Below are 17661 nucleotides of genomic sequence, written 5' to 3' on the forward strand. Positions count from 1 at the left end.
GGGTGACGAACGGAAGTGTGCTACTAGGCACACTTTTTGGACGAGCCCCGCTTCCGAGGCGACTCACCCGAGTCGAATGAATAGCCGTGAAATCCTTGGGGCCGTACGGCTGGAGTTAGCCCACCCCCGACGGCGCCTCCTTAGCGGCGGGGCGCAGGAAGAGTGTGCTACTAGGCACACTCGCCGGAGGAGGCCCTGCTTGCGAGGGGCCCCGAGTCATGTACCGCGGCGAAAATGCTCCGCGGCCGCATGCCATGGGTGGAGTGTCGCGATCCGAACGCTATTCGGAACGGATTATGGCTGCTACCGCGAGTGCCGATTGGACGTAGCAGCACAGGCCACTTGGGGCCGCATATGGGGCCGAGATGTGCCGACAACTGCCCCAGAAGTGTCCACGTCGATCCGCTGGTCAGCTACGCCCCGCCTCGGACCTTACGACAGCGCACGCGGCCAGTCATGTAGATTTCTCAAAGTTCGAGCCTGCTGGCCAGAATTCGGCCGGATCAGACTGGCGACGCGGCGGCAGCATCCTCCAGCGCCGCATCAAAAAACCGTTCCACCGCGCGGTACTGCCGGGCCGCGTCGCCTTTGGTGTAAAGGGTCGTCGTGCCGAGACTGGCGTGGCCCAGGCCCGTCTGCACGTCCCGCAGGTCACTGCCGGCGTCGAGCGCGTGATTCGCATGCGTGTGGCGCAGCCAGTGTGTGCTGGCCCGTTTCAGATCCGCCGCGGCACCGGGGTATGTGGACGCGAGTGCGTCCGCGGCCCGCTTGAAGATGGCTTTGTACAGCCGGGCCAGCGCATCGGGCGACAGGGGCTTGCCGGTTTTCAGGTGAGCGATCAGCGGCGTGCCGGCGGGCGCGGTCTCGAACGTGCAGGCCGTCGGCCGCAGCAGCAGCGACGCCGCGAGCGCCTCCATCAGCCGGTGCGGCATCGGCACCTGCCGCTCCCGCCGGCCCTTGCCCATAACCCGCAGGGTCCAGGCGTCCTCGAGGGCCGCATCCAGTGCCTTGCGCGATAGCGCGCCGGTGGTGGCGGTGGCCAGCTCGGCCCGGCGCAGGCCCGTCGCATACGCCAGCAGCAGCGCGAAATAGTCGCGCTGGTCGGCGGGCGAGCCGCCGGGCAGGTTCAGCGGCCGGCTGACGGTCTGCAGCACAAACCGCCACTGGGCGTGCGTGAGCGTGCGCCCGGTCACGTCGACCAGCGGCTTCGCACTGTCCACCTTCTGCAGCCCGTGAAACGGGTTGACCAGCAGGTACTGTTCCTCAACCAACCAGCTGCACAGGGCCGACAGGATCTTGCGGGCAGTCTCCCGGCTTGCCGGCGGCAGTTTCTTCGCGAACGGCCGCCAGGCCGGGTCGAACCGCTCGGCCTTGCCGTTGCCGATCCACCGCTCGGCCGGCTGCGGGTCGGCCAGAAAGCCGTTGATGTACTCGCGGCAGTCCAGCGTATTGAGCGACGACAGCGGTTTGCGCCGCACGATGATCGCCCACAGCAGCAGCCGCTCGGCTTCGCGCCGGTAGGCGCGGGCGGTGTGCGCGCTGCGCTCGCCGCGGATCGCAATCCACGCGTTGACGGCGTCCAGGTCGGTGGCGAGTTCCGCCTGGTGGGCGGGCACGGGCGCCCGGTTCAGGCCCTGCGATCCATCCAGTTCGGGCGGCACGCGCAGCGACTCCAGTGGCGCCACGTCAGCGCTGACGGCCGGTCGCGTGAGCACCGGATGGCCCACCGCGAACTGCCTGCGCGGCGTGGTCGCAAGCGGGGAGAGGATGCAGTGCAGCGAACGCGCGTGCAGATCCAGCCAGTCGGTGATGCGCTGCGCGCCCTTCGGACCGAGCCGGGGCACGGCGGTGTACCAGCGCTGCCGGCGGCGCTGGATCAGCGCGAGCAGGTCGGCGAGGGTGGTCAGCCCCGCAGCGGCGAGGCGCGCCGCGACCGCCGGCTCGAACCAGCCGTCGAGCGGGTGCTCTGGCGAAGGGTCTTGAACCAGCGCGCGTTCCATGCGCTCGAGCGCTGCGGCCTGGCGGGCGCGCAGCCGCGCATTGCGGGCGATTTTCCGGTCAAGGGTGGGCGAAGGCGGCGGCGGAAAATCCCCCCGGTAGAGCTCGATGAGCTCCGCTTCGCCGTAGACCACGTCCGGATCGACCTGCGCGCGGTAGTCCTCGAGCGTCGGCACGTCGTCGCGGCCGTGCAGTTCAACGAGGGGGATGCTGCCGGGCTTCAGGCGCAGCAGGTGGGCCGCCTCGATGTCGCGCGCGCGACGGGCCGCCACGGCCAGCGCGTCTCGCATCGTGGTGATGAGCCGGCGCGTGAGGCGCACGTCACTGCCCGCCTCACCGTAGGCCGAGTGCAGCCCCTCGATCGCGGCGCCTTCCAACCAGCCGCGATACAGCGCGAAGTGCTGACGCGTGAGCCGGCGCGCAGCGGGCTTCATGCCGGCTCCGCTGGCTGTGCCGCCGCGAGCGGGCGACCGGCCGGCCGCGGCATCGTGGCAAGCAGGCGGTCCATGAACGGCGGCAGCACGCGACACAGGCCGATCCGCTCATTCATCTCGACGCGATATGCGTCCAGTTTCGCGGGATCGAAGTGGCCGCCGACGTAGACCATCCCGGGCACGTCGAGCGCGACCCGGCTCGCGATCGTCAGCGTGCCGCAGTGGCTGAACGTGTTGTAGTGCTTCCTGGCGTGACGCAGACGTGCGACCCCGTCGCCGTTCAGCTTCAGTGTGGCGGCGTTCCAGTCCAGCTGCGTGACTGCGAGGTGTCCCTGTGTCCGGCTGTCGCCGCTCCAGACCTTCTCCCAATAGCGCGCCCGGACGGGCGTTTGTTTCTTCTTCATTTCGACCACCAGCAGTTCGTCCGTCGAGCAGAGCATGGACATGGCGATGCCTTCGACCGCTTGACGCATGACATTGCCTGCGGCAGGCGCCTTGCCGGACAGCATGAGTTTGGTAGAGATCACGAGGTCATCCAGCACGCCGAACGCGAAGCCGGCGACGAGCGCACTGCGTTGCGTCTGAAGCCGGTTGGCCGCCTCGTTGATCGCGGGCAGCAGGCGAAAGCAGGCGGCCAGGACCTCGGCAAGCTCGTTCAGCTCGCCGTCGAGGTGCCGCGCGAATTCGTCTTTGACGGCACGGTCGTCGTCGAGCAGTTCGCGCCTGACGGCGTCGGGCTGCGTCAGGTTGATTTCGGGCGGCGTCATCGGGCGGTCTCCGGGTTAAGTCGCTGTCCAGAAAAAACAGGTTCCGGCAAAGCCTTGCCGGGCGGGCCTTCCAGCGAAGTATGGCGGAGCACGCAAAATCTGCCAAGTAAATTCGCCACTCGTGATAACTCCAGTTATCAGATGTGTGCATTTTCTCCCGGGGCGAAAAAGGGCGGGTTTCGCCTAGTGTGTTTTCAGCGGCGCGCCACGCAATGAGCGACGCCTCGTCTATGGTGTTACCCGCGTGTGGGACCCAGCCCACACGGGCCATTCATTCCGATGGCTGGTTCGCCGGCTTCTTGCCATAATTGAAGTTCAATAAGAAAACGCAGGTAAAGACGTGCTGCCACGATTCAACGCCTCGATGGTGTTGCCGCCATTCACCGGAGCCGATCCGACATCACCGGCGACCATGTCACCGTATCGCTCGCAGATGCTTGAGTTCGTCCAACAGTTTGCGACCTCACCTGAGCGGAGCACCATCCTCACCGGATTGCTCGACTATCGCGAAGCACTCCGGACCGCGACTGTCGACACCGCGCGGGCTTTTCAATGGATGGACGGCAGTTTCGTCGAGGACGTCGAACAGGCAAGGGGACGGCCGCCGGGTGATATTGATGTCGTGACGTTTGGACATCCACCGCGGTTTGCCGACAAACCCGCCTTCGATGCGTGGATGACAGCGCACCGCGCGCTGTTTGATCAGCGCGAAAGCAAGAGGCTCTACAGCTGCGATGCCTACTTTGTAGACATGGGCAAGCGACCGGAACTGCTGGTCGATGACACGCGCTACTGGTTTGGCCTGTTCTCGCATCAGCGCGCGACCGCGCTGTGGAAAGGGATGGTCCAGATACCGCTGGTATCGGATGATGATCAGGCGCGGGTCCATTTGCAGAACCTGGTGTTTGACGAGCAGGGCGACGACGATGCTTAGGAAACTCGAAATTGATGCATTGAAAGCCGATCTGTCTGCGGTCGAGGCATTGCTCGCGTCGCGCAGCGAAGCCGACGATCCGATCGGCTGGTATCAGTTCGCCTCGCGCAAGGAAGAAATCGAACAGGCGCTTGGCGAGGTCATGGCGCGCACGGTGACCCATGCCGAGTTAGGCATCTTCTTCGGTGGCGGTCCGGTTCAGGGCTCACGCGGCATCAACGCCGATTTTGCCGGCAGGGCGCTCGAGGACCTGCAGGCGCTCGTCTCGAAACGCTTCTCCGGCCGTGAGTTCGGCCGGCTGGCTCAGCGCGGGCCGGTTCCGCGCGTCGACACGTCACAGATGCTGGTGACAAACATCGTGCGAGGCTCAGTCGGATTCGTACTCGAAGAGTCCGGCAGCAATCCTCAAATGGTTGAGACACCGCTCAAGACTGCCGTCGACGAAATCGCCGACATCCTCTCGCGGGTTGGTGCCGACGATGAAGCCGTATTTGAAGAGGCGGCGACTGAACTGGATGAACGCATCCTGGTCACTCTCAGGCAGTTTTTCCAGCGGCTCGACGAGCAAGGTGCAACGATGCGGGTGGTCGACGGAACCCGGGACTTCCTGCTGGATCGTCGTGCCGTCGCGCTGGCCCGTGAGCGTACCCAGGCCATCGAGATTGTCGAGCGCGACGTCGAGATGACCGGAACCCTCTTTTTGCTGCCGGATTCCAGACGGTTCGATTTCTATACGATGGGTGAAGACGGCGGCCAGCTGGTCCTGAAGGGCGCGGTCAGTCCGGCCGTCATCCGTCAAATCCAGGAACAGATCGACATCGAACATCCGCCGGTCGACCCGCGCACGCTTCCACAGACGCCCTGGCGGGTCGAGATCAGGACCCGCGAGCTGCAAGAGCGCAACCGGGCGCCGAGGCAGGTCCATACGCTGATGCGTCTTGTGGGCCCGGACGGCCAGCCGCACTAGGGGAAACCGGCAGGCCTTCGCTCCTGCCGTGTCGCGCAGCGGCAGGGATTCGCGGCGAAGATTTGGGAGCAGACAAAAAAACCATGCGGACCTGTTGTGCGCCTCCGGCGGCTTGAGACCAGCAGCGCGGGTTCCATCGCGAAAGCGATGGGACGAAGCGGCAAGAACATGCCTTGTGAACCTAAAGATGTTTTCGTGACTCGGCGTCTACCTAGTGGCACTCCTACAGTACAAACTCCAGCCCTTTGGACGTCGGCCTGAAGCACACGCCCCATTGGTGACTAGCGCTGCGTTGACAGATGTTCTCCATCCCCCCGCACGGTGCTCGATCAGGCTCGGCCCGTCGCAACGGAAGAGGAAATCGAGGTTATCGTACTTTCCGTGCAAAATCTGGCGGTAGCCGCGCGCAGCGCCGCTTGCAGCAAGGCTCGGCCGTTCGGCAGTTTTCGCGCAATAGGCGATTGCGCAAGTTCATGATCAATATGGATTTTCATGATCAAACCACCAGATTTCGCACGGAAAGTACGATAACCCCTATATGCTATGCACCCGCTAAATGCGGCTCGGGTGGGAGTGGAACGTGATTGAATAATTGCGATTCTGGCCCACATCGGCCCCGCTGACAGATCAAACGAACTACGAGAAATGAAATGGAAGAAGTCTACCTGCCGACATTGCTGCAAATGAGGATGCTCGTCGGCTTCCTCGGCGAGCGCGCTCAGTTTGCCTGGTGGCCAACGGCGTTCTATGAGGCATCAAGCAGGCTCTTCCTGGAGCCCGTCTTCTCGAAAACGTCCCGGCTCGCGCAGTACCACGGTGTGCTGGAAGCCGCCAGACGATTGCACGACGAGCATTTGAGCGTAGGCAGCTACCATCTATTCCGTTTGCCCGAAGAAATCGAGCAAGACCTGCACGCTATGGTACAAAGCCGCGTGGGTGAAGAAATCGCCAGCCAAGCCACTCAAAGCAAAGATGCGGCTCTGGAAGCGTTGAAGTATTTGGCCGCCAACTGCACCGCGGCCGGCGAGGGGCCGACGGCTGTCGGAAACATCCGGGACCTCGATTCCGCCGATGCCTTAAATGCTATCGCAGGCGCCTACCTATCGGCTTTCATTAAGAACACCAACATCTATCCGTATCTGGCGGTGTAGTCGTGATTAAGCAAGAGAAATATGACACAAATCTGGCAATGGGGTTGGGCCTGATCAATGAGACGAAGATTTTGTTGGAAGCCTGGGTGCCAGATACCAATGCTGACGAACTCTATAAAAAGGTTCTGGAGTTGGGACTTTTTTCGAACGTTTCTGCCTACCGTTTGCGGAACATTGTTGTTAGATGCTTTGCCAACCGGTACCTGGTGAAGAGCGGTGGGGCGGCAGATTTAAAGCGTCTCTTGCCGAATCTGACGCAGCCCGAAATTGCTCAGCTTTTTTTTATTTATACCTGTCGCGCTAATCCGATACTTGCTGACTTTGTTAGAACTGTGTATTGGGGCAGCTACGAGTCCGCAGTCGACGTGATTACTAAAGAAAACGCCGAGGAATTTATTCGGCGCGCGATCGATGATGGCAAGACCCCTTCTCGCTGGGCAGAGGGTCAGATAGTGCGAATGGGCCGCTATTTGACAGGCTGCTGCGCAGATTTTGGTTTGCTCGGCGGAGCGTCAACCAAGGGGCGGCGCATCCTCCCGTTCCGCATGGTACCAAGCGTGGCCGCATACCTTGCCTACGAGCTGCACTTTTCCGGCGTCGGTGATAATGCCCTGCTGACACACGAAGACTGGCAGCTATTTGGGCTGGCGCGCGAAGACGTGCTGGAAGAGATCAAGCGGCTTTCGCTGAAGGGATTGCTCATCGTTCAAGCAGCTGGTGATGTGATCCGGATCAGCTGGAAACGACAAGACATGGAGGCGCTCTGCGATGTCCTCACTCAAAGCTGACTTCGACGAACTGCGCGAGCGCATCCGGCACGGGCGCGAGCTCGGCCATGCGAGCTTCGAGCCGATTTACTACCTGGTCTTTTCCCCCGAACAGATCCTCGAGGTGAAGCGACAGACGCCCGCCTGGGCGGCCAAGCTCCACCAGGAAGGGTGGGAAGTGCACACGTTCTCCATCACAGAACAGATCTGGGCGTTGCTCAAAGATGACCCGTTCTGGTCGCTCTGCGTGATGGAAGACAAATCCGCTCCGCTTGACTGGCCGCGCACCAACAAGGCATTGGCGGACATCCTGACCGCGGATAACGGCCTACTGAAACGCCTGGAGGATGCCCTACAGCCGCTCGAAGGACAGCAGAACGCACTGCTTTTCGTGACGGACCTGGAAGCGCTGCATCCGTTTTTGCGAATCGGCGCCATCGAAAGTCAGCTCCACGGCAAGTTTCACGTGCCGACGATTTTTCTGTACCCCGGCGTGCGAACCGGCAAGACGCGCCTGAAGTTTCTCGGCTTCTACCCGGAAGATGGCAACTACCGCTCCGTTCACGTCGGCGGCTGAACAGATAAAAGAACCTTGGGACAAACCTATGAGCATCCGATCACTCTTCGATCCAAGCAAGGACATCTACCGGACCATCGAGAAGGTCATCACCTATGGCGCCTCGCAAGAGGGCCGCCTGAAGGCTGAGATCTCCGAGTATGTGGTCACAGAGAGCATTGAGGAGCAGTTCCGCAAGCTCCTTGACCGCATGCAGCTGGCGATGGAGTCCGGCGGGGAGAATGAGGTCGGTGTCTGGGTCTCGGGCTTCTACGGGTCAGGTAAGAGCTCGTTCACCAAGTATCTCGGCCTGGCGTTTGATGATCAGCGCACCATCGACGGCACGCCATTCATCAAATACCTGCAGGACCGGCTGCACAAGCCGCAGACCAAGGCCCTGCTGAGCACCGTCGCACAGCGGTTTCCGGCCGCCGTGGTCATGCTGGACCTTGCTAGTGAAATGCTCGCCGGCGCCACGATGGAAGACGTCTCCACCGTCCTCTATTTCAAAGTGCTACAGTGGGCCGGTTACTCGAGGAACCTCAAGGTTGCCGCCTTCGAACGCATGATCGAGAAGGACGGCCGCACCCCCGAGCTTCATGAGCGCATCGCCAAGGCGCTGCCCGGTGCGACCTGGGTTCGCGTCCAAAACAACCCACTGGCCATCGACGGGCTGATTCCGAAGATCGCCCACGAGATGTACCCAGCGCTCTTCCCGGAAGCCAAGTCCTTCTCGTCCAGCACTGAGGGCTTCTTCCAGTTCGAAGACCAGCGTGTGCAGGAGATGATCGACATCGTCCGCGAGAAAAGTGGCAAACAGAACATCATCTTCATCGTCGACGAGGTCGGCCAGTACATTGCCTCGCGCGACAACCTGATCCTCAACCTTGATGGCTTGGCTAAGAACCTCAAGCGGCTGGGCGACGGCAAGGCCTGGATCATCTCTACCGCGCAGCAGACGCTTACCGAAGATGACCCCCGCGCAGCGCTGAACTCGGACAAGCTCTACAAGCTCAAGGATCGTTTCCCGATCCAGATCGACCTGGAATCGAGCGATATCAAAGAGATTTGCTATCGCCGTCTGCTCGGTAAATCGCCGGCCGGCGAGACCGAGCTTGGCAAGCTGTTCGATGCCCACGGCCAGGCGCTGCGGCACAACACCAAGCTGCAGGACGCCAAGTATTACGACACGGACTTCAGCAAGGAGAGCTTCACCAATCTCTACCCATTCCTGCCGGCTCACTTTGACATTCTGCTGCACCTGCTTGGCGCCCTCGCCAAGTCCACCGGTGGCATCGGCCTGCGCTCTGCAATCAAGGTGATCCAGGACGTCCTCAAAGGCGAAGGCGGCTCCAAGGCGATGGCCGATCACCCAGTAGGCTGGGTCGCCACCACGGTCACGTTGTACGACGAACTGGAGAAGGACATCCGCCGTGCCTTTACCTCCATTCATCAGGCGGTTGGCAAGGTTCAGATTCGCTTCCCGGATTCGCAGCTCCATCAGGACATCGCGAAGTCGGTCGCCGTGTTGCAGATCCTCGGCAACTTGCCGGTGTCGGTGCAGAACGTCACCAGCCTGATGCATCCATCCGTCACTGCGCCGTCGCAGCTCGACACGGTACGTAAGGCCGTGGAAGAAATGTTGGGTGACGTGCATGTCCCGCTCGGTGAGAAAGATGGCAGCCTCGTGTTCCTCAGCGAGAAGCTGCGCGACATCGAACAGGAGCGTGGCGCCATTGCGCTGCGCACCGTGGATGTGAAGCGCATCTTCAACGATGCGCTTCGCGAATCCTTCGACCCGCTGCCCCGGGTCAGCCTCCACGGCACGATGGCCGTCGCTACTGGCTTGAAAGTCCAGGCAGGCAGCGCCATCACCAGCCTGGCCGGTGATCAGAGCACCATCCACACCGTCGTAGAGCTGGTGCCTGCCAGCGACTACGAGGCCGCCAAGAACCGCATGCTGGACGACTCCCGCAGCCGCGCGGGTCGTAACATCATCGGACTTTTGGCCCGGTCCAACCATGAGCTGGACGACCTTGCCAACGAAATCTATCGCTGCCAGCGCATCGCCGAACTGCATCGCAATGAGCCGGATCAGGAGGTCAAAGACTATTGCACAGGTCAACTTGATCGCGCCGCCAAGCTCGCGACCCAACTCCAGAGCAAGATCAAGCAGACCCTGCAGTCCGGCTCGTTTGTTTTCCGTGGCCAGGCCACGGCGGTATCGGCGCTGGATGCAGACCTGCTGGAAGCGGCCAAGAAGCTGCTCTCCGATGTGGCTGACCAGGTGTTCGACCGCTATGTCGAAGCCCCGGTGCGCGCCGGCACCGACACCGCCGAGAAATTTCTGAGGGTCGCAAACCCCGCCGCCATCAGCAGCAGCCTGGACCCACTCGGCCTGGTGCAGACGGCTGCGGGTCGCGCCTCGTTCAAGACCGATCACAAGGCGATGATCAGCATCCGCGACTACATCGACAAGCGCGGCACGGTCGATGGCAAGCGCCTGCTCGACGATTTCAGCAGTGACCCCTTCGGCTGGTCGCCAGATACAACGCGCTACATCGTCGCTGCCATGCTGATGGCCGGTGAAGTCAAGCTCAAGGTCTCAGGGCGAGAAGTTACTGCCGCTGGCCAACAGGCGATCGATGCCCTCAAGACCAACAACTCCTTCAAGCAGATCGGTGTCGCGCTGCGCGACGAGCGCCCGTCCATCGAAACCCTCGGGCGGGCGGCGGAGCGGCTCACCGAACTGGTCGGCGACATGGTCATTCCGCTAGAGCAGGAGATCAGCAAGGCAGCAGCCAAGTACTTCCCGCGCTTCCAGCACGATTACGGCTCCTTGGCCGAAAAGCTCTGTGGTCTTGGGCTGGCGGGCAGCGATCGCATCCGCACCTTGAACCAGGACATTGCCGACGTCCTGTTCACCGATGCCTCGGATGCCCCCCAGCGCCTGGGTGCCGAAACCTCCGCCATTTACGACAACCTCAAGTGGGCGCTCGAAGTGAAGCGCGTGCTCGACAACGGACTCGACACCACCCTGCGGGATCTTCAAGCACATCGCCGCGACATCGAGGCATTGCCCGACACCGGAGTGCCGGGTGAGCTGCGCCGCGAACTGAGTGAAGACCTTGGAACCCTGTCAGAGCGCCTGGGCAAAGAGGACTTCTACAAACACACGGCCGACTTCAATTCGCAGCTCACCCACCTGAAGGGCCGTGTGCGTGATGCGGTCATTACCCTGTCAGAGCAGCAGAAGCTGCGTTTGAGGGAAGGCGTCGAGGACTTGCAGCGCATCCCCGAATGGGACGGACTCACCCAAGAAGAGCGTGGCAACGCAGTGAACCGGCTGGACGGGCTCGCTCTGGCAGCCACCCACGATCTGGCCGGACTCAAGAAGCTCCTGGCCCGCGACTACGACATCAACAGCACCCTCGAAGAGCTCAAGCGCTCCATCCAGCGCCAGGGCCAGGAGCGCCTTCGCCAAAGTATGGAGGAAGAGCGGGCCAAGACCGGCGAGAAAGGTCCGGTCAAGCTCTCCAAGTCGATCTCCGTACCAGAGAAGATGACATCGGCCGCGGACATCGACTCGTTGATCCAGCAACTCCACGAAATCAAGGCGCAGCTCGGCCTCTACTCGGAGATCGAAGTGACGTTCTCGGTAGGTAACGGAGGCAAGAAGTAGCATGGCCTTCGACCAAACCACAAGAAATCGCCTGCAGCGCTTTGTCAACGACGCGCGCCGCGTGTTGGAAGAGGAGTTCACCCGTCAACTCCAGAACGACTACGGCATGGACCCGAACGCAGGCAGCGTTGCGGAACTGGCCAACCTGCGCCACATCAATGACGCACAGCGCGAATCCGCGCGCATCTTGCGCGACACCCTGGCGCACTACTGTGCCGGTGGCGACATGGATGCCAGGCAGGGGCTGGACCGTATCGTTCGCGAACAGGCCTTTACTGTGCTCAACCGCTTGGCAGCGTTGCGCATGGCCGAGGCGCGCGGGTTGTTGGTCGAGTCGGTGGGCGATGGCTTCCAGGCCAAAGGGTTTCAGCTCTACGCCCGTCTTGCCGGCACAGGACTGGGTGAAACCGGCGATGCCTATCGCACCTATTTATTCAGTGTGTTCGATGAGCTGAGCCAAGACCTGCCAGGACTGTTCGATCGCTACTCGCCCCAAGGCCGCTTGTTCCCGCGCGAAGCAGCGCTGCTGCAAGCGCTTAACCTGATCAACAATGCCGACATCGCCCCGCTGTGGAGCGAGGACGAAACCATCGGCTGGATCTACCAGTACTTCAACTCCAAGGAAGAACGCAAGGCGATGCGTGATGCTTCACAGGCGCCGCGCAATAGTCGAGAGCTAGCAGTGCGCAACCAGTTCTTCACACCACGCTATGTGGTCGAGTTTCTGGTGGACAACACCTTGGGTCGTCTGTGGTTCAACGCAACGGGTGGACAGACTAAACTGCGCGAGCATTGCCGATACCTGCTGGCAAAACCTGATGAAGAGCCCAGGACTGCCCTCAAGTTGCGCGACCCTCGCACCTTGAAATTGCTGGACCCGGCTTGCGGATCCATGCACTTCGGCCTTTACGCGTTCGACCTGTTCGTCGAGATTTACCGTGAAGCGTGGGATTGGGAGCGGCAGCATGGCCCAGGCTCGCTGGACGTTTCCACCCACGCCTCGGCGGTATTAAAGCCGCTGAGCCAAACCTACGCCGACGAGGCAGCGTTCCTGCGTGACGTGCCGCGCCTGATCATCGAGCACAACATCTACGGCGTAGACATCGACCCACGTGCTGCGCAAATCGCTTCGCTGGCGCTATGGCTGCGAGCACAGCGAGCCTGGCACGAAGCAGGGGTTAAGGCCAAAGATCGTCCCTTAATTGGCCATGGTCACGTCATCGCTGCGACTGCACCGCCGGCGGAGCGCGAGCATCGTCGGCAGTTTTCGGCCGAGCTAGACAAGCGGGATGCTGAACTGTTTGAGAAAGCATTGCAGCTTCTGAAGGGCCTTCCCGAACTAGGAGTACTGCTACAGGTCGAAAAAGACCTTCCAAGGCTCGTTCGGGAAATCTATGTAGGGGAAGGGACCGGTCTATTTGCTGAACAAGAGCAAGAGACTTGGTGGCAGGCCGAAACCAGGTTGCGAGAAGCTCTCGTCGGCTTTTCCCATGCGGCGAAATCGACATATCAAGCACGGCTATTTGCTCAAGATGCCTTGGACGGCCTGCGACTAATTGATCTCTTGCGCGAGCGATTTGATGTCTTGGTGATGAATCCACCATTTGGAGAGCCGGCACGTTCGACAAAATCTTACCTTGAGGAGACTCTGCCGCGATCCAAGGGAAATATTCTTACTCAGTTTATCGAGCGCGCAACGCAATTATTGCGGCCCGGCGGCCGTGTCGGGGCGATAGTCAGCCGCACATGCTTCTTTCTTCAGAGTTTCTCTGCATTTCGCAAGTCGGTGCTGTCGGAGGAGCTCACGCTGGAGAGTTTTGCCGACCTAGGCGAGGGTGTGCTCGATGCGATGGTGGAAACGGCAGCCGTCACGTGGGAGCGGAGCAACGGAAAGGGAGACGAAGCGATCTTCTTTCGGGAACTTAATCGAATCGAAAAAAACGACGGCCTGCTCGAATCAATTGGCTTGCTGAAGGGCGGTTGCAGTGGTCCCAATTTTTTTAGGAGGCGGGTCGAGCAGTTCTCAGTTTTCGAAGATATGCCTTACGTGTATTGGATCAATGATTCGATTGCAAAGAAGATCGCAGCCCATCCTGCAATTGATCCGTCTGCATGTTCCATTCGAGTTGGTCTGCAGACTGGAGACGATTTCAGATTTCTGAGGCTTTGGTGGGAGGTAGACAATGGTCGTATTGTCGTGCCGTCCGAGAAATCTAATCTTCAAACTCTGCGGATCGAGTGCCTTGAGTCTAGTGCTAAAAAAAAATGGGCGTGGTATTCAAAAACTGAGGCTGCTTCGCCAATGCTGTCGTCCATACATGTTTGCGTAAATTGGCTGATGGATGGCGAAGAGATTCGCGCTTTCCACGTAGGAAAAGGCGATTCCCCGTCGAAGTACGTTCGTTCAGAGAGCTCCTATTTTCTGCCAGCATTGAGCTATATGCTGCGTTCGAGTCGCTTGGTTCCGTATTTGGTGCCGGCAGGTGTTATTCCGACCGCAGGTAGGAGTCAGGTTTACCCTGACCTGAATAGCGAGATGTGGTTGGCGGTACTGTTGTCATCAAACCTTGCCACTGCTGTTGCGCGCTTCCGCGGCGAGGCATTCTGGCGGCTAAAGTTCCAAAATTCGATGGTTTCGGCGATACCGTACGTCAAGCCGGATGCGGATGACCTCAGTGAGGCGTCGCGAATTATCTCCGATGTACGTGGTCGTATGGCGGAACGATTTAAACGCGATGAGACTGAAATTTTATTCACATCACCATCGCTCAATGATGAATCTGAAGGACGTCAACCCTTCGATCGTGAAACCCTCATCGGCATGACTTTCGATAGACGTATAGCTGACTTGTGTGGGCTCACGCCAGATGAATTTCGTGTTCTTCAGCGAGATCACAACGAGGCATTGGTACGAACGCCTGGAGCGGTCGACGTCGACGCTGATGACGAAGCGCACGATGAAAATACCGCTGAGGCGGGCGAACTTGTTGATAAGGCATGTGCGCGTCATTCGTGGGCAGTTGGAGTAGCCTTTGGCCGGTTTGATTGGAGGCTTGCGACGGGGGAACGCCAGACCCCGCTTGAGCCCGCATCGTTTGATCCATTGCCGTCACAAAGCCCGGGCATGCTTTGTGACGACGCGGAAGCATTTCATGGCAGAGGCGGCATCTTGGTGGACGACCCGGGACACCCGCATGACCTCGCCCGGCTTATCGAGGAAGTGCTGGCGCGCGTTAACGTGGCGGTGCCGAATGATGTTCGCCGTTGGTTGCAACGAGATTTCTTCGCATTTCATCTACGCCAGTATTCTAAGAGCCGCCGCAAGGCGCCGATTTACTGGCCGCTGTCCACTACTTCCGGTAGCTACACCCTTTGGATCTATTATCACAATCTCAACAGCCAAACGCTGTACACCGCTATAAACGATTTCGTCGAGCCCAAGCTCAAAGACGTTGGTGACGATGTGACTCAGCTGCGTAACAAGGGCGCAGCCCGCACCCGCGACGATGAAAAGCAGTTTGAGGCGTTGCAAGCCTTCGAGTTGGAACTGATTGAGCTGCGCGATACCGTGCTCAGGCTGGCTCGCAACTACAACCCTAACCGAGATGACGGGGTCCAAATCTGTGCTGCGCCACTGTGGCCGTTGTTTCGCCACAAGCCTTGGCAGAAGGTGCTCAAGGACACTTGGGCTAAGCTGGATAAAGGTGACTACGATTGGGCACATCTCGCCATGAACTACTGGCCCGATCGCGTGCGCGAGAAGTCTAAGACCGACAAGTCGCTGGCCATCGCGCACAGGCTGGAGGATCTGTATATTGAGCCCGAGGCCAAACCGAAAAAGGCGCGCGGCAGGAAGATGGACGGGGGTGATGAATGAGTATTGCTGAATTTATCCGAGAGAGCGTGCTGCGGCCGCGCTTGAAGCAAGCCGGCTGCATGGTGGTGTACGACGCTGACGAGCGTTACCGCGAGCAGTGTTTCGATCTGGCGGCAGGCAAGGTGCGGGTAGTGGATGCCTCAGAAAGTAGCATTGAAAGCCGCCAGGCGGCGCTGCTGGCACTACGCGAGGTAGGGCAACCCAAGGCCCCACTGGAAGGGGTGTTGATCTATGTGCCTTTCCGGCGGCCAGAAACCGACGAGCAAAAGCAGGCGGACCCGTTCGCGCTGTATGCAGAATGCGGCGCGGTGTTCCCGCAGGACGATGGTGACGAATATCTGAGCCTTTGCCTGCGTGCCAGGCCGGATCACGCCACCGAGATCCGCCAGGTGTTTGCCGGGTCGCCTGCGGGGCCGACCTTTGCGGTGATCGATGCCATCGGCGGCGGCGTGAGCTGGCCCCAGTTGCGGGCAACCTTGCGGGTGGAATCCGGCCGGGAGATTCTGGCGGCGCTACTGGCGCCGAGCGCAAGCCAAACCGAAGCGCTGAAGGGGCAGGAAGGCTGGGTGCAAGAGGCGCGCGACTTCCTCCGCGCCACATTGGGTCTGAGCGTGAAGACGCGCGGCAAGACGTGGTCCGCCCTGGCGGATGAACTTTGGCGCTATCTGCTGTTCAGCGAGTTCGTTTTTGATTTACCGTTGGCGCTGCCAGAGACCCTGAAAGGGGTGCCATATGCCCCCTTGGAAGCCAGGCCTATCGTCGAGGATGTGTGCGACCGCCTGCGCAGCGACCCGAAGTCACGCGCGGTGTACATCGAGCGAGCCGAGGGCATCGAGACAGTGCTCAATCTGGCGGATCTGTGTGGGTCGATTGAAGACCTGGGGGAGCGCGACACTTTCCCCTTCGAGGAGCGGACCTTCCTGCGCACGGCGATCAAAGGCATCGTGACCGGCGACACTGATGCCACACGCCGTGTGCTGACCCGTCATAAAAGCTCGGTGTGGCTGGGCAAAGGCGAAAGTCAGGCGCAGTGGGAGTTGGTGCGGTCCGGGCTGAGCCTGGTCGAGGCCTGCGAAGACTTTGAACGTCTGCTGCCAGACCACTCACGCTCTCAGGCTGAGCTGATCGATTTCTACCTGGGCAGCCTGCGTGAAGCAGATCGCCTGCAGCGCGAGTTCGAGCAAGCCGCAGGCGACTTCCTCGACCAGCACGGCTTGATGCACGAGGTGATCAACCAGGCACGGGCTCGCTATCGGCGTCTGGCCGAAAAGGTTCAGGGTGTGTTCGTGAAGCACGTCGAGACCGCTGGTTGGCCGCCTAGCGGGCGCCTGGCCAACGCCGATACCTTCGATCGGTTGGTGGCAGATCGGCTCAAAGAAGGCGGCCGCAAGGTGGCCTACCTGATGGTGGACGCCCTGCGCTACGAGTTGGGTGTGGCGCTCGAAAAACTGCTGGTAGAGGACGGCCCGGTCGAGCTGCACGCGGCCTACGCTCAGCTGCCGAGCATCACTTTGGTGGGTATGGCGAGCTTGCTCCCCGGAGCACGCACAGGTTTGACCTTGTCGCTGGAGGGCGACTCACTCGTGCCCAAGCTGGCGGGGGTGTCGGTGGGCAACGTCCCGCAGCGCATGAATGTGCTAGCCAAGCGTTATGGAGACCGCTTCTCGGAAATGCTGCTCAACGATTTCGTGCGTGGCAAACCGAAGATTTCAGAGACCGTCGACCTGCTGGTGCTGCGCTCCACGGAAATCGACAGCCAGCTGGAGAGCAACCCCGAGACGACGCTAGGCTTGATCCCCGGCACGCTTAAGTTGATTCGCGTCGCACTGCATAAGCTGCGTGGCATGGGATTTAAAGAAGCGGTCATCGTGACCGACCATGGCTTCTTCCTCAATGCGCAAGCGGAGGCTGGGGATGTGTGCGTCAAACCCCAGGGCAAATGGCCAGTGAATGCGCATGACCGCATGATGCTGGGCGACGGCTCGGCAGACGGTCACAGCCTGGTGGTCAGCGCGGAGAAGGTCGGCATTCGGGGCGACTTCTCCCAAGTGGCTCTGCCCCGCAGCATGGCGCCCTATCGCTCGGGGCATCTGTATTTCCACGGCGGAGCGTCCCTGGCGGAGGCCGTTGTACCTGTGCTGGTGGCACGCCTGGATACCGCCGCCCATGCGGAACTGCGCAAGGTGGTGGTGGAGCTGAGCTACAAAAATGGCGCCAAACGAATTACTACGATGCTGCCCGTCATCGAAGTGATACTGGTTGCCGACGACATGTTTTCGCAAGACATGAGCGTCGAGATCTTGCTGGAAGCGCAGGACAGCAAGGGTAAGGTGGTCGGTGAGCCACGCCCAGGCGGCGACGTGAATCCCGCCACCCGAACCGTGACCTTGATGGCAGGCCAGCGCAAGCAAATTGCATTGCGCATGGATGACGAGTTCAGGGGCAAATTCTCGGTCAAGGCGCTGAATCCGACCACGCTCGCGGCGTACAGCGCTCTTGCGATTGAAACCGACTATACGGAGTGAACC

The 17661-nt window shown here is 60.6% G+C and carries 10 protein-coding genes; 8 read left to right on the forward strand and 2 right to left on the reverse strand.

Annotated features, from left to right (window positions below; translation table 11 throughout):
* Positions 1-503: 503 nt before the first annotated feature.
* Complete coding sequence (locus AC3WOG_RS37095) at positions 504-2432, reverse strand: site-specific integrase (RefSeq protein ID WP_492582813.1); 1929 nt, start codon at positions 2430-2432, stop codon at positions 504-506.
* Positions 2429-3199: a hypothetical protein gene (locus AC3WOG_RS37100; protein WP_492582814.1), complete on the reverse strand. Its 771-nt coding sequence runs from the start codon at positions 3197-3199 to the stop codon at positions 2429-2431. The genes AC3WOG_RS37095 and AC3WOG_RS37100 overlap by 4 nt, the downstream gene beginning before the upstream one ends.
* Before the next feature lie 340 nt (positions 3200-3539).
* Here AC3WOG_RS37100 and AC3WOG_RS37105 point away from each other — a divergent pair, with 340 nt between their 5' ends.
* The 8 genes from AC3WOG_RS37105 (at position 3540) to AC3WOG_RS37140 (ending at position 17658) form a co-directional block, all read left to right on the forward strand.
* Positions 3540-4133, forward strand: a complete 594-nt coding sequence (locus AC3WOG_RS37105; RefSeq protein WP_492582815.1) for a DUF6932 family protein — start codon at positions 3540-3542, stop codon at positions 4131-4133.
* A gap of 19 nt (positions 4134-4152) precedes the next feature.
* On the forward strand, positions 4153-5100 hold the full coding sequence (locus AC3WOG_RS37110) for a hypothetical protein (RefSeq protein ID WP_492582816.1): 948 nt from the start codon (positions 4153-4155) through the stop codon (positions 5098-5100).
* Between the two features lie 650 nt (positions 5101-5750).
* The gene (locus AC3WOG_RS37115) at positions 5751-6251 is read left to right on the forward strand and encodes a BrxE family protein (RefSeq protein ID WP_492582817.1); all 501 of its coding nucleotides are present in this window, start codon (positions 5751-5753) and stop codon (positions 6249-6251) included.
* Between the two features lie 2 nt (positions 6252-6253).
* Positions 6254-7039, forward strand: coding sequence for a BrxA family protein (locus tag AC3WOG_RS37120; protein WP_492582818.1), 786 nt, complete (start codon positions 6254-6256; stop codon positions 7037-7039).
* Entirely contained in the window at positions 7020-7595 is a 576-nt protein-coding gene (locus AC3WOG_RS37125; protein ID WP_492582819.1) for a BREX protein BrxB domain-containing protein, read from the forward strand. The genes AC3WOG_RS37120 and AC3WOG_RS37125 overlap by 20 nt, the downstream gene beginning before the upstream one ends.
* Positions 7596-7623: 28 nt before the next feature.
* Positions 7624-11256 carry a BREX system P-loop protein BrxC gene (gene brxC / locus AC3WOG_RS37130; protein WP_492582820.1) on the forward strand — a complete coding sequence of 1211 codons (3633 nt, stop codon included), beginning with the start codon at positions 7624-7626 and terminating at the stop codon, positions 11254-11256.
* Between the two features lies 1 nt (position 11257).
* On the forward strand, positions 11258-15133 hold the full coding sequence (gene pglX, locus AC3WOG_RS37135; protein WP_492582821.1) for a BREX-1 system adenine-specific DNA-methyltransferase PglX: 3876 nt from the start codon (positions 11258-11260) through the stop codon (positions 15131-15133).
* Positions 15130-17658, forward strand: a complete 2529-nt coding sequence (locus AC3WOG_RS37140) for a PglZ domain-containing protein (RefSeq protein WP_492582822.1) — start codon at positions 15130-15132, stop codon at positions 17656-17658. The genes pglX and AC3WOG_RS37140 overlap by 4 nt, the downstream gene beginning before the upstream one ends.
* Positions 17659-17661: the final 3 nt, after the last annotated feature.

It is taken from the genome of Paraburkholderia sp. FW306-02-B (genome assembly GCF_058782725.1).

Excerpts from the sequence above, each read along its gene's own strand:
- AC3WOG_RS37095 (WP_492582813.1), bottom strand. The coding sequence starts at position 2,432 with ATGAAGCCCGCTGCGCGCCGGCTCACGCGTCAGCACTTCGCGCTGTAT.
- AC3WOG_RS37100 (WP_492582814.1), bottom strand. The coding sequence starts at position 3,199 with ATGACGCCGCCCGAAATCAACCTGACGCAGCCCGACGCCGTCAGGCGC.
- AC3WOG_RS37115 (WP_492582817.1), top strand. The coding sequence starts at position 5,751 with ATGGAAGAAGTCTACCTGCCGACATTGCTGCAAATGAGGATGCTCGTC.
- AC3WOG_RS37125 (WP_492582819.1), top strand. The coding sequence starts at position 7,020 with ATGTCCTCACTCAAAGCTGACTTCGACGAACTGCGCGAGCGCATCCGG.
- brxC (WP_492582820.1), top strand. The coding sequence starts at position 7,624 with ATGAGCATCCGATCACTCTTCGATCCAAGCAAGGACATCTACCGGACC.
- pglX (WP_492582821.1), top strand. The coding sequence starts at position 11,258 with ATGGCCTTCGACCAAACCACAAGAAATCGCCTGCAGCGCTTTGTCAAC.
- AC3WOG_RS37140 (WP_492582822.1), top strand. The coding sequence starts at position 15,130 with ATGAGTATTGCTGAATTTATCCGAGAGAGCGTGCTGCGGCCGCGCTTG.